General features: G+C 41.0%; 11 protein-coding genes. 3 read left to right on the forward strand and 8 right to left on the reverse strand.

Annotation, left to right across the window (positions count from 1 at the left end; all coding sequences use genetic code 11):
* Positions 1–8: 8 nt before the first annotated feature.
* Both E0H94_RS10930 and E0H94_RS10935 read left to right on the forward strand, forming a co-directional pair.
* Positions 9–1,997, forward strand: coding sequence for an acetyl/propionyl/methylcrotonyl-CoA carboxylase subunit alpha (locus tag E0H94_RS10930; RefSeq protein WP_131326557.1), 1,989 nt, complete (start codon positions 9–11; stop codon positions 1,995–1,997).
* The gene (locus E0H94_RS10935) at positions 1,994–2,896 is read left to right on the forward strand and encodes a hydroxymethylglutaryl-CoA lyase (RefSeq protein ID WP_131326558.1); all 903 of its coding nucleotides are present in this window, start codon (positions 1,994–1,996) and stop codon (positions 2,894–2,896) included. Before E0H94_RS10930 ends, E0H94_RS10935 begins: the two co-directional genes overlap by 4 nt.
* 63 nt (positions 2,897–2,959) lie before the next feature.
* Here E0H94_RS10935 and cysK read toward each other — a convergent pair whose 3' ends face one another.
* The 8 genes from cysK to rutD form a co-directional block, all read right to left on the reverse strand.
* Positions 2,960–3,958 (reverse strand): cysteine synthase A, encoded by a 999-nt coding sequence (gene cysK, locus E0H94_RS10940; protein WP_131326559.1) that lies wholly within the window; start codon positions 3,956–3,958, stop codon positions 2,960–2,962.
* 156 nt (positions 3,959–4,114) lie between these two features.
* Positions 4,115–4,990, reverse strand: coding sequence for an NAD(P)-dependent oxidoreductase (locus tag E0H94_RS10945; protein WP_131326560.1), 876 nt, complete (start codon positions 4,988–4,990; stop codon positions 4,115–4,117).
* A gap of 22 nt (positions 4,991–5,012) precedes the next feature.
* A complete protein-coding gene (rutG, locus tag E0H94_RS10950; RefSeq protein WP_131326561.1) occupies positions 5,013–6,371 on the reverse strand; it encodes a pyrimidine utilization transport protein G in 1,359 nt (452 codons plus the stop codon).
* A 32-nt stretch (positions 6,372–6,403) separates the two neighbouring features.
* On the reverse strand, positions 6,404–6,970 hold the full coding sequence (gene rutF / locus E0H94_RS10955) for an NADH-dependent FMN reductase RutF (RefSeq protein ID WP_131326562.1): 567 nt from the start codon (positions 6,968–6,970) through the stop codon (positions 6,404–6,406).
* Positions 6,971–7,005: 35 nt separating this feature from the next.
* The gene (gene rutC, locus E0H94_RS10960; RefSeq protein ID WP_131326563.1) at positions 7,006–7,395 is read right to left on the reverse strand and encodes a pyrimidine utilization protein C; all 390 of its coding nucleotides are present in this window, start codon (positions 7,393–7,395) and stop codon (positions 7,006–7,008) included.
* A gap of 14 nt (positions 7,396–7,409) precedes the next feature.
* Positions 7,410–8,165 (reverse strand): pyrimidine utilization protein B, encoded by a 756-nt coding sequence (gene rutB / locus E0H94_RS10965; RefSeq protein WP_131326564.1) that lies wholly within the window; start codon positions 8,163–8,165, stop codon positions 7,410–7,412.
* Complete coding sequence (gene rutA / locus E0H94_RS10970) at positions 8,162–9,280, reverse strand: pyrimidine utilization protein A (RefSeq protein WP_131326565.1); 1,119 nt, start codon at positions 9,278–9,280, stop codon at positions 8,162–8,164. Before rutA ends, rutB begins: the two co-directional genes overlap by 4 nt.
* 341 nt (positions 9,281–9,621) lie before the next feature.
* Positions 9,622–10,437, reverse strand: coding sequence for a pyrimidine utilization protein D (gene rutD / locus E0H94_RS10975; RefSeq protein ID WP_131326566.1), 816 nt, complete (start codon positions 10,435–10,437; stop codon positions 9,622–9,624).
* A gap of 222 nt (positions 10,438–10,659) precedes the next feature.
* Here rutD and plsB point away from each other — a divergent pair, with 222 nt between their 5' ends.
* Positions 10,660–13,161: a glycerol-3-phosphate 1-O-acyltransferase PlsB gene (plsB, locus tag E0H94_RS10980; protein WP_131326567.1), complete on the forward strand. Its 2,502-nt coding sequence runs from the start codon at positions 10,660–10,662 to the stop codon at positions 13,159–13,161.
* Positions 13,162–13,199: the final 38 nt, after the last annotated feature.

Here is a 13,199-nt window from a genome sequence, read left to right on the forward strand (position 1 = left end):
ACAGAACAATGTTTGAAAAAATTCTAATTGCAAACCGTGGTGAAATTGCCTGTCGTGTTATTCGCACTGCTAAAAAACTCGGCATTGCGACAGTTGCTGTCTATTCAGATGCTGATGCAAATTCTCAGCATGTTAAACAAGCAGACGAAGCAATTTATATTGGTGAATCCCCTGCTTCTCAAAGCTATTTACAGATTGACCGTATTATTCAAGCGGCGCTAACTACTGGCGCACAAGCGATTCATCCAGGTTATGGCTTTTTGTCTGAAAATGACCAGTTTGCAGAAGCTTGTGAAAAAAACAATATTACCTTTATTGGTCCTCCTGTTGCTGCCATTTTAGCCATGGGTCTAAAAGCAACCTCCAAAGCACTCATGGAAAAAGCTGGTGTGCCCTTAACTCCGGGTTATCACGGTACCAATCAAGATGCCACTTTCCTAAAACAGCAAGCAGATCAAATTGGTTATCCAGTGTTAATTAAAGCCAGCGCTGGTGGTGGTGGTAAAGGGATGCGTTTGGTTGAACGTGAAGCTGACTTTTTAAGTTCGCTTGCTTCTTGTAAAAGTGAGGCCAAATCAAGCTTCGCTAATGATGACGTGTTAATTGAACGCTATGTGATACAACCACGCCATATCGAAGTGCAAGTTTTTGGTGATACCCACGGTAATTATGTACACTTATTCGAACGTGATTGTTCAGTGCAACGTCGCCACCAAAAAGTACTGGAAGAAGCACCTGCTCCACTGATGCCACAACATAAACTGGAGGCTATGCGCCAAGCTGCAATTGATGCTGCACGTGCAGTGGATTATGTCGGCGCGGGTACAGTGGAGTTTATTGTAGAACAAGATGGTACGGCGTATTTCATGGAAATGAATACTCGTCTACAAGTAGAACACCCTGTAACTGAAATGATTACAGGACAAGACTTAGTCGAGTGGCAACTCCGCGTGGCTTATGGTGAGCCATTACCGAAGCAACAACATGAATTACAAATTCATGGTCATGCGATTGAAGCGCGGGTTTATGCAGAAGAACCTGAAAAAGGCTTCCTTCCTGCGATTGGTCAAATTAGTTATTTACATTATCCAAATCAAAATCAGCATGTCCGTGTGGATAGCGGAATTGTTGAAGGCGATGAAATTACCACGTTCTATGACCCAATGATTGCCAAGTTAATTGTTTGGGGTGAAAACCGTGAAGCAGCATTGGTTCAAATGCACCATGCCTTAAGTCAGTTTCATGTCGAAGGTTTAGGCAATAACATTGCCTTCTTAGACCGTATCATTCGCTGTGATTCATTTAAAAATGCCAAACTAGATACCAATCTGATTCAACGTGAAGATGCTTTCTTGATGAATGCAGAAACAGCTTCAGATGAAACCATTGTATCAGCGGCATTTATTGAACTATTGAAGCGTTTTCATCAGCAGCAAAATGCAAATCCTGTTTGGTCATCAACACCGCTCTGGCGTGTCAATGTGAAGACTCAATACGGCGTAAAATTGCAACTGAATCAACAAGCTATTGAGGTATGCTTTACTGCCATCGATAACGGCTTTATTGCACACTATCAGGGTCAGCAATATCCAGTTCAGGGTCAACTGCTAGATGTACATTTAGCTCAACTTAATCTGAATGGCAAACAATCGAAATTGGCCTTTAGCATTGATGCAGACCATTTAACTGTTTTCGAAAATGGACAAACGCATAAATTTGCTTATATCCGTCCGAACTATGGCAATGTCGATACCCAACATAATGAGGGCAATTTGAAAGCGCCAATGCCTGGTGTGATTACCCAAGTTTTGGTTGAAGCCAATGCGCAAGTCAAAAAAGATGACATTTTACTGACTTTAGAAGCCATGAAGATTGAATACGCTATTCGTGCTCCACGCGATGGTGTGATTACTTCAGCCTACTTCCAACCCGGTGATCAAGTTAAAGCAGGTGATGAACTGGTGGAATTTCAGGCTTTAGCAGAGGAAGTGGCATGACTGAATTTGTAAAAGTTGTTGAAGTCGGTCCGCGTGATGGTTTGCAGAATGAGAAAACCTCACTCACCCTTCAAGATCGGAAACAACTGATTTTGGATTTAATGCAGACGGGACTTAAAGCCATTGAAGTCGGTTCTTGCGTGTCTCCGAAGTGGGTGCCACAAATGGCATTGAGTGATGAACTCTATGCTCAATTGCCCAAGGATCCGAATGTTCAATTCAGTTTGCTCACCCCAAACATGAAGGGCTTTGAATCTGCTTTGGCTGTCGGATGTAAAGAAGTTGCGGTTTTTACCGCAGCTTCTGAAAGTTTCACGCAAAAAAACATTAATTGTTCAATTGATGAAAGCTTTGAAAAATTTGCAGATATTCTAAAAGCCGCCAAAGAACATGACATTCAAGTTCGTGGCTATGTATCTTGTGTGGTTGATTGTCCTTATGAAGGTGCAATTGATCCGAAACAAGTCAGCAAAGTTGTAACCCGTTTATTTGATATGGGTTGTTATGAAGTCTCTTTGGGTGAAACCATTGGTACAGCCACTCCCAACCGTGTCAAAAACATGTGGGAAGCTTGTTTAAGCGAATTGGATGCTCAATTCATGGCAGGACATTTCCACAACACCTACGGCATGGCGATTGCCAATATTTACCAATCCTTAGAACAAGGCATTCGTGTTTTTGATTCTTCAATTGCGGGTTTAGGTGGTTGTCCTTATGCCAAAGGCGCTTCGGGTAATGTCAGTACCGAAGATTTATTGTATTTACTCAATGGCATGGGTTTTGAAACAGGCATTAATGTTGAAGCACTGATGCAAGCCAGTCAAAACATCAGTCAGCGTTTAGACCGAAAAAATCCCTCGAACTTTGCCAATGCCTATTTGCAAACGCGTTGTGCTTAACAAAGATAATAAATCAGCCGCTTATTCAGCGGCTGATTTACATTTCATACTGATCAAACCAACTTAATCAGCAGAAATATCTTCAAACAGAACTGAAGATAAATAGCGTTCACCACTATCAGGTAAGATCACCACAATATTCTTGCCTGCATTTTCAGGACGAGCTGCCAATTGTGCTGCTGCAGCCATCGCTGCACCGCAAGAAATACCCACTAAAATCCCTTCTTGAGTCGCAGTTTTACGCGCCCAATCAATTGCATCTTGGCTAGTAATCGCCACAACCTCATCGACTAAATCAAGGTCTAAGTTCTTCGGAATGAAGTTTGCCCCAATGCCTTGGATTTTATGTGGTGCTGGTGTAATCGCCTCACCACGTTTGGTTTGACTAATAATTGCAGATTCGGCAGGTTCTACTGCAACCGAGTAAATTGGCTGGTTTTTCACTTTTTCAAAGAAACGTGAAATCCCTGAAATTGTGCCTCCTGTACCCACACCTGCCACTAAAATATCGACTTGACCATTGGTCGCTGCCCAAATTTCAGGGCCTGTTGTGTCTTCATGAATTTGCGGATTGGCTGGATTTTCAAATTGTTGTGGCAGGAAATAATGTTCAGGTTGTTCAGTCGCTAAACGAACAGCTTCATCTACTGCACCTTTCATCCCTTTAGCTGGCTCAGTCAACACCAAGTTTGCGCCCAATGCTTTTAACACTTTACGACGTTCAATACTCATGCTGGCTGGCATGGTTAAAGTAATATCATAGCCTTTTGCCGCAGCAACAAACGCTAAAGCAATGCCTGTGTTACCACTGGTTGGTTCTACAATATGCATCCCTGCTTTTAACACGCCACGTTTTTCTGCATCGGCAATCAGTGCCGCACCAATACGACATTTCACTGAAAAAGCAGGATTTCGGCTTTCAACTTTGGCAAATACATTTGCACCACCCGAAATGACACGATTAATGCGTACTAATGGTGTATTACCAATCGCTTCGGCATTGTTACTATAAACTGCAATACCTAAATTATTGGGTGTTGGAAAGGCTGAATCAGTACTCATGTTATATCCCTAAGTTTATTGACTATTTAGAACTGAATCATGATACAACCAATTTTGCTGAAATACAGAATGCACGCGGAATTTTCTGTAGATTTCGCTTTAAAAACATACATTTTAAAAACCTCAATTTCAGCACGTCCCTATGCCATTTTAAGTTTAAGCTTCTAAAACTGTTTGGTTCCATTGTTCAAGCACAGAAACTACCGCGGTAAAATCCATCTGCTCGGCTTGCGCTGTTGGAATCTGCTTAAACAGTGCTTGAATACTTTCAAAAATCGGCACGTTTGCATCCTGCTGCTGTGCTAAATTCAAGCCAATGCCAATATCTTTCTGCAATAAATTTAGGGCAAAAGTCTTAGGGAAACTACGGTTCAATACCTTTTGCGCCATGATCGAATCAGACACCGTACTTTTACCACTTGAATGATTAATACAGTTTAAGGCACCCGTAACATCAACTTGCTGTTGCTTAAGAATAGTGAGTCCCTCCGCCAAAGCCCACAAATGGGTTGCCATCAACACATTATTCACGGCTTTCACCGCAAAGCCTGAACCACTGCATCCAACATATTCGACCAAGCCTGCAAATGCAGAAATGATCGGTAAAGCGCGCTGATAGGCTTGTTCATCTCCACCTAACATCACGGTTAAGGTTCCCCGTTCCGCACCAATCGTTTGACCTGACACAGGTGCATCTAAATAAGCAACCTGATTTTGCCCAAGCTGCCGAGATAACTTGCGTGCTGAATCTGGCACACCACTGGTACAGTCAATCCAGATACTACCCGTTTTGGGTGGAAATTCGGCAATCAGTTGTTCAACATCTGCACTGGTCGGCAGACAGGAAAAAATATAATCAGCTTGTGCGGCTTGTTCCAAACTCACAGCCTGTGTACCAAATTGCTGTGCATGATGTTCTGCTTTTTCAGCTGTACGGTTCCAGACATACACGGGTAAACCGAGCTTGGGAAGATGGGAAGCCATATGCCAACCCATCGCGCCTAATCCAATAAAAGCAATACTTTGACTCAATTGATCTCTCCAATCAGGCTCATTAAGAGCCTTGTGCAACACTACTATTTACTTCACTATCCACGTCCTGCACTTTGGTTACAGTCTCTTCACCCCGGTTTAAAAATAGGTTGAGTAGAATTGCTGCCAGTGTTGCGGTACCAATACCACCCAAGTCAAATGATCCGATGTGTAAACTGAAGTTACCTGCGCCCATAATTAAACTCACGGCTGCAATAATTAAGGTGCTGTTTTGGGTAAAATCAACTTTGTTATCGACCCAGATTTTTGCTCCAGCGACAGTAATCAAACCAAATACAACGATAGATGCCCCACCTAAAAGTGCGACTGGAATGGTGCTGATCACGGCGCCAAACTTTGGTGATAAGCCAAGTAAAATGGCGAAGATCCCTGCGACGACAAAAATGGTGGTTGAATAAACTTTGGTGACTGCCATTACGCCAATGTTCTCGGCATAGGTGGTCATGCCTGTACCACCAACCGAAGCGGATAAAGAGGTACATACACCATCTGCGAAAAATGCGCGGCCCATATACGGCGACAGGTTTTTCCCTGTCATGGCTGAAACTGCTTTGAAATGTCCTAAGTTTTCTGCCACTAAAATAATCGCGACAGGTGCAATCAGTAACATAGCATTGGCGTTAAAAACGGGTGCATGGAACATCGGTAATCCAAACCATGCAGCATTGCCAATGATTGAGAAATCAATTGGTTTGCCGAACCCCATGACATTGGCAAGCAAGAAATAAACAAGATAAGCAGAACACAGCCCAATCAGTAATAACAAGCGACGCACCATGCCGCGAGTAAACACAGCAACAGCACTAATACAGACAATGGTAATCACCGCCATCCACGTATCGAATGTATTGGTAGATACACTTTTAATGGTAATGGGTGCAAGGTTCAAACCAATGATCATGACAATCGCACCTGTAACAATCGGGGGCATCAACTTTTCGATCCAACCTGTTCCCGTCTTCATCACCACAAGACCAATACCTGCATACACTAGACCACAAGCAATTGTTCCCCCAAGAGCTAAAGCAATGTTTGGATTTGAACCTACACCTGCGTAACCTGTTGCGGCCGCGACTGCCCCAATAAAGGCGAAACTTGACCCCAGATAACTTGGCATACGACCGCCCGTCATCAGGAAGAATAAAATCGTGCCTATTCCTGTAATGAAGATGGTTAAGTTAGGATCGAAGCCCATCAACAATGGCGCCAGTACCGTTGCTCCAAACATGGCAAAAGCATGTTGTAAGCCTAGAACGATACTGCGTCCGACTGGGAGATATTCATCAATTTGAACAGGGGTTGTATCTAAGTCGCCTTGGTAAGGCTTAAATTTTGGAAACCACGATTGTTTTTCTTGCATGGGTTTCCCCTCCTTCTTATAGGGTTTGTTCTTTAGCACATACGGTGTGGTTCACAATAAGCACGGTTAAAATACATCAACGCATTTAAGCCCTGATTGTGTTGAATGGCTTTGACCTGACAGAATAAAACATCATGACTCCCCACACTCATGCTTTGCACAATTTCACAGTCAAAACTAATTAAGGCATCCTGTAAAACAGGCGCTTGAGTAGCCAGCGTTTCCCACTGACCCGCAGCAAAGCGTTCAGGCATTGGTGTTTTGCCACCAAAAACATTGGAAAGTACCATCTGATGTGAAGCTAAGGTGTTCACACATAAAACTTTATTGATCTTAAAAGTCTCAAATACAGATGCAGAACGATTGAGACATACTAACAATGTCGGTGGTGTATCCGTCACACTACATACGGCAGATGCGGTAAAACCTGCGACACCTGCGGGTCCAGAAGTAGTAATCACATTTACTGCTGCACCCAAATTTGACATGCCTTCGCGGAATGCTTTCTGATCGACATCAATATGCGTGGTTTTTTGCGTGTTATAGATTTTTTCTAAACATTCTTCTTTGATTAAGCTTTTGAGTAATTCTGCATTCATCTTGGTTCTCCTATCGTGGCTAGTCTTGCTACTACCTAAGCAGTAGCGGCATGGGCAACACTGGCTATTTCAACGAGGGCATCGGGCTTCACCAAACCAGCCTGAATGCAGTAACGTGCAGGCTTGTCCCCTGGAAAATACTCGGCATAGACTTGATTAATCGCAGCATAATCTGCCCAATCTTTGACAAAAATATGGTTAAAGGTCACATCCTCCATACTTCCACCTGCTTCTTTCAATACTGATTGAATGGTTTCTAAAATATGTCGTGCTTGAGCAGCCGCATCGCCGACATGAACCACATTGTTGTTTTCATCAAAAGCCAATGTGCCTGAGACATACACAATATTATCTGCCTTGGTGGCTGGAACATAGGGTGCTAAAGGTTTTGATGTTCCTGCTGGAATAATGACTTGTTTAGGCATGGTAATCGCTCCTTTTAAGCAGTTTTAGCGAGTTGGTCGGTATTGGGAACAAAAGTGTCGACAAAACTTTGCGTATCGGACACCCAGCCAAAGAAGGTTTTGATGTTATAGAGGCTTGCAGCTTGAATTTCTGCTGAACCCGCCTGATAACAGGCATCTTTTAATGCCACCCCGAAGTACTCGAGGAAAAAACCATCTCTTAAGGTCGATTCCACGCAAACATTGGTCGCAATACCAACAAAGACTAAATTACGAATCCCGCGGGCACGTAACATGCTGTCTAATGCAGTATTAAAGAAACCGCTGTAGCGAGGTTTTTCAATTACAATGTCTTGCGCCAAGGGTTGCAATTCATCGATCAGCTCAAAATCCCAACCGCCTTTTGCCAGTAATTTGCCTTGTAGTTCAGGTTGTTTACGCATAGTTTTCAGTGCATTGGATTTATGAAAATTTGGTGAACCGCGTCCTCCCGCTTCTACATATTGATCATCCCAGCCGTTTTTAAAGTAAATCACCTGAATATTGGCTGCATGTGCCGTTTCAACTGCCTTTTTAATGTTCTGTACCACAGGTTGGGTCGCTGAAACATCAAAACCAGCTAAATCCAGATAGCCACCCATTGAGGTATAGGCATTCTGCATATCAATGACAATTAAGGCCGTTTGCTCAGGTGCAAACTGAATATTTTCAGGTTCTGCTTTTAAGGTTTTACCTTGACCTGTAGCTTCGGTAAAATCGCTGATGACTGTATGTGTATTGACTTGGCTCATGCTGATTTCTCCAAAACTGTTACAGGTGCTTGTTCTGCCAGATCCATCACAACATGTTGACGGCATTGCATAAGCGGTTGAATTTTTTGACCAAAATCTTCGACGCCCTGAACGAAATCATCAAAAGTTAATAAAATGCCTTCTGTGCCTTTAATGTCACCAATTTCATCTAACATCGCTGCGACTTTTTCATAAGAACCTACCAAGGTGCCCATGTTGATATTGACGGGAGATACACTCGATGCCATTTGACGAATATTGGTATCGGTTCCTGAAGTAGTGTCTTTGCCGCCTTGATTCATCAGCCAGTTAATTGCTTCCATGTCTGCGCCATCGTTATAGCTTTGCCATTTCGCCAATGCTTCTTCATCAGTTTCAGCAGCAATTACCATAAACAACACATAAGTTTGAACATCACGTCCTGTTTTATCAGTATGTGCTTTTAGGCGATCATTGATTTCTGCATAAGCGGTTGGTGTGTTTAAACCTTTCCCAAACACAAAGTTGTAATCCGCGTATTGCGCAGAAAATGCCAGTCCTGTATCCGATTGACCTGCACAGATAATTTTCATATCCGCTTGTGGTGTTGGGCTGACACGACAATCCTGCATTTCAAAATGTTCGCCTTTGAAATCTGACTTACCTGTAGCCCACAGTTCACGAAGAACTTGCACATATTCAGATAAATAGTCATAGCGCTTCCCAAAATACTCATCTCCTGGCCACATCCCCATTTGCGTATATTCAGGCGCTTGCCAGCCTGTCACGACATTTAAGCCAAAACGACCATTCGAAATGGAGTCAATAGTTGAAGCCATACGTGCAACAATTGCAGGTGGCATCACCAAAGTTGCTGCGGTTGCATAAATTTTAATTTTGCTGGTAACCGCAGCTAAGCCCGCCATGAGTGTGAAGGTTTCTAAGTTGTGATCCCAAAATTCGGTTTTGCCACCAAAGCCACGCAGTTTAATCATGGACAAGGCAAAATCGAAACCATAATGCTCGGCACGTTGTACAATTTTTTTGTTGAGTTCAAAGCTCGGCATGTACTGTGGCGCATTTTCAGAAAGTAACCAGCCATTGTTCCCGATTGGGCAAAAGACACCTATTTTCATGTGTTACATCCTCATTCAATTATGAAATTTCTCAAAACCTATACCCTGTTATTTTTTGGGATATAAATCTTTATATTCTTAACTTGATGAGTGCATGGAGTGTGCCAACTTTTTAAATTAATTTAATATCAATAATTTAAAACCATTAAAATATTTATGTATTTTACCGAAAGGTAAAATTGACATTTTTAATGTGCACTTTTTTTGTGATTCATGATCTAAATGTGTGCACATTTTTTACCAAATGGAAAAATAACGAAAAGAAAAAAGGCACTGGGTTAAGCAGTGCCTTTTTGAATTTTTATATCAACCTATATGATGGTGAAAATGAACCTGACTTGTTAACTTGCCGCTAAATTTTCAGCTAATTTCTTCACTAGTTTTTCTAATAACAATTGATTGAATATTTCAGGTTGTGTAACCGTTACCGCATGTGCGCCATGCGGCAGCATATCTAATTCAGCATGTGGAAATAGCTGTTTTAATTGATAACTTTGTTGATGCGGCACCAGAAAATCATCTTCAGTCGCGATTAAATAGATTGGAATTTTATTTAAACTCGAAATTGTTGCAGCCTTCAGTTCATAACTCATTAAAGCATTCAAACGCGTGAAGACATTTAGCAAAGGAGGAAATTGTTCGATCTGCTTATTTTCCTGAATTTCTAAATCCGCAATATGTGCAGAAATCCATGCTGGCGGATATAAGAACAATGCCTGTGCTCGGACATACGCTTCGACACCCGCATATTGCAATAATGATATACGAGTATTGAAACACTTCTGCGTATGCGGATCTAATTGCGCCCAGCCATTGATAACCGTAAGCGACAACATGGTTTTTTCAGATTTTTCCAATAAAACGGCCAGCTCTGCCCCAATAAAACCCCCTAAAGCATGCCCAACAAAGTGGAATTCTTGAATGTTCAATATGGATAATAAATCCATGACCTGTTTGGCTAAGTGAGTCATACTGTAGTTTTCTGCAAGAATGGCTGCATTTTTATGGCAACCTTCTTGATCATAAATCACCACATGAAAATGTTGTTGTAATGCTTGTATTTGCGGTGTCCAAAACTGTCCATGTCCACCTAAACCTGCCGATAAAACAATATATTCAGCAGATATTTTTTGTGATGGAAAAACCTGATAATGCATAATGATTGGCCTCTAAGAAAAATATATTTCCTAGAGTTCAGCAAAAAATATGCCCATTTACTTTTCTTCAATGATTCAAACAATCGCTTTGATCTTTATGGTCGTATTTTCTAAAGATACGATCTGTTACATGCTTTATGTTCTATTTAGCAACAAAAGCATTTGTATTCTTAGACAAGATTGAACAAAATAATCCTCGAAACATGGTTCATAGGAATAACAATGTCCAATAAAGGTTATCGCCAATTTTATCGTCAACTCACACAGAAAATTTTAAATAAAGTGGTGAGTCCACAAGTATTAGGCACGACCTCTGAACTGGAACAGCAATATTCAGCTTCGTCCGACACCCCTATTTGCTATGTATTACAAGATGCTTCGCTCAGTAATACGGTACTGATTGATAATGAAGCGCAAAAGAGACAGTTACCTTCAGTCTATCAACCTTTAAGGATTGGAACAGTTCAAGAAGAAGATTCCATTTTAGTTCTGAACGAAAAGAACCATCTTAAACAAGGATTACATTACCCTTCTAAACTCATTCATTTAATTGAAATTTTAGAAAAAAATTCAGAATTGGATGTAGATTTAGTACCTGTGACTATGTTGTGGGGACGTGCACCAGAATACGAAGATTCTTGGTATAAAGCCTTATTTGCTGATGCATGGTCAACGCCATCGCCACTCAAACAAGCCATGAATATTTCCTTATATGGACGTGAAAATTATCTGGAATTTCACAAGCCACTTTCTTTAAGAAAGTTAATAACCGAAGCGAAGGAATTAAGTCCTCATTTCTCGCCTGCACATCATGTAATAAAAGAACTGAATGCCAACTTTAATAAATATAAAGAGGCAATTTTAGGACCAGACTTGTCTGACCGTCGTAATGTCATTAATAACCTTTTGATTAGCGATGGTGTTAAACATGCCATTCGCAAAGAAAGTATCGATGAAAATATCAGTATGTTTGAAGCTGAGCATCGTGCACGACACTATTTAACTGAAATCGCCTCTGACTTTTCTTATTCCACGCTACGCTTTGGCTATCTTGCTTTAACCAAATTATGGACTCAACTTTATGATGGCATTGAAGTTCATAACTTTGATACCGTCCGCGAATTGGCGCAGGACTATGAAATTGTTTATGCCCCCTGCCATCGTAGTCATATCGATTACCTCTTGCTGTCTTATGTGATTTTTAACCGTGGTTTGATGGTGCCGCACATTGCCGCAGGCATTAACTTGAATTTACCGATTGTTGGTCAATTGTTCCGTGGTGCGGGTGCTTACTTTATTCGCCGTAGTTTCAATGGTAATGAACTCTATACTTCTGTATTTAAAGAATATTTGCATAGTCTACTGCTGCGTAACACGCCTTTAGAATACTTTATTGAAGGTGGCCGCTCACGTACGGGTTTATTACTGCCTGCTAAAAAAGGCATGTTATCAATGACTATTCAAAGTCACTTAAGAGGAAATTCCAAACCTATTGTCTTTATTCCGACTTATTTTGGCTATGAAAAACTATTGGAAGGCACTTCGTACTTAAATGAACTCAGTGGTAAGCCTAAAGAAGCTGAATCACTTTGGGGAATTTTAAGTTCAGCGCGTAAAATTGAGAAAGTTTTTGGGCAAGTGTACGTTAACTTTGGCGAGCCTGTTTTTTTAGATACTGTATTAAAACAGCAAGATGCTGAAAAAATTAAACTAAAACTTAATGATAAACTGCCTGCTTCAGTGGTAAATACTGTCGATCAAACAGCACAATCAATTTTAGAAAACATCAATAAAGCTGTGGTGATTAACCCGATTTCAATCATTTCTTTAATTTTATTGAATGCTCCAGCGCATCAATTGACTGAATCAAGTTTAGTCGCAACGCTTGATCAGTATCGGAAATTACTGGAACAGAATCGCTATGATGATCGAATGATTATTTCTGAACTTTCTAGTGCAGACATCATTCAATACGCCTTGAAGTTAAAGCAAGTTGAAATTCATCATCAAAATTCAGAAACATGGGTTCGTGTTTCAGAGAGCCAAAAAATTCTATTGAGCTATTTCAGTAATAACATTCTGCATTGCTTTATTTTACCTGCCTTGGTTGCACGTATTATCCAACATTATGAAAAAATTGAGGTTTCTCAATTAATTCAATTGGTACAGTCTTTATATCCATTTGTTCAAGAAGAATTCTTTTTGAAATGGCAACTTGAAGATGTCGAAATGCAGATCCACGCCATTTTAGATCATTTTGAGGATGCACAGTGGATTAAGCGTGATGCTGGCCACGTTATGCAATCATCAACTGAAAGCACTGGATTACAAACGCTTGCAGCATTGTCTGAGCATAGCTTAAATAACTTCGTTGTCATGCAAAGCATATTTACTCAATATGCAAATACGCAAACCTTCTCTGAAAAAGTGTTTGAGAAAATGGCAAAAGCAGCATTACAGCAATTAAGTCAAAACAAAGTCATTACTCAAGGCTACTATTTCGACAGTGCTACTTTAAAAGGCTATTTGACGACTTTGAAAAAGTTGGGACTTGCTGAAGTTACCCGCGAACATCTATTACTCGCGCCAGATTTTGTGACCCAGATGCAACATCGTCTAGCATGGTATGCGCAAGAGCATCAAGATGCATTTGATCATGCGAGCCTATTTAATGAAAAAGAACTGAAACATTTTTATGACAGTGTAAAAGTAAAAAAGAGTTAAGTGCCATCAATTACGGCATGTCATTTTAATCAAATTGC

Source organism: Acinetobacter sp. ANC 4173 (genome assembly GCF_004331255.1).
Classification (GTDB): Bacteria; Pseudomonadota; Gammaproteobacteria; order Pseudomonadales; family Moraxellaceae; genus Acinetobacter.

Coding starts and splice junctions, on each gene's coding strand:
- plsB (WP_131326567.1), top strand. CDS start 10,660: ATGTCCAATAAAGGTTATCGCCAATTTTATCGTCAACTCACACAGAAA.
- rutC (WP_131326563.1), bottom strand. CDS start 7,395: ATGCCTAAACAAGTCATTATTCCAGCAGGAACATCAAAACCTTTAGCA.
- rutG (WP_131326561.1), bottom strand. CDS start 6,371: ATGCAAGAAAAACAATCGTGGTTTCCAAAATTTAAGCCTTACCAAGGC.
- E0H94_RS10930 (WP_131326557.1), top strand. CDS start 9: ATGTTTGAAAAAATTCTAATTGCAAACCGTGGTGAAATTGCCTGTCGT.
- E0H94_RS10935 (WP_131326558.1), top strand. CDS start 1,994: ATGACTGAATTTGTAAAAGTTGTTGAAGTCGGTCCGCGTGATGGTTTG.
- rutF (WP_131326562.1), bottom strand. CDS start 6,970: ATGAATGCAGAATTACTCAAAAGCTTAATCAAAGAAGAATGTTTAGAA.
- rutA (WP_131326565.1), bottom strand. CDS start 9,280: ATGAAAATAGGTGTCTTTTGCCCAATCGGGAACAATGGCTGGTTACTT.
- rutB (WP_131326564.1), bottom strand. CDS start 8,165: ATGAGCCAAGTCAATACACATACAGTCATCAGCGATTTTACCGAAGCT.
- cysK (WP_131326559.1), bottom strand. CDS start 3,958: ATGAGTACTGATTCAGCCTTTCCAACACCCAATAATTTAGGTATTGCA.
- rutD (WP_131326566.1), bottom strand. CDS start 10,437: ATGCATTATCAGGTTTTTCCATCACAAAAAATATCTGCTGAATATATT.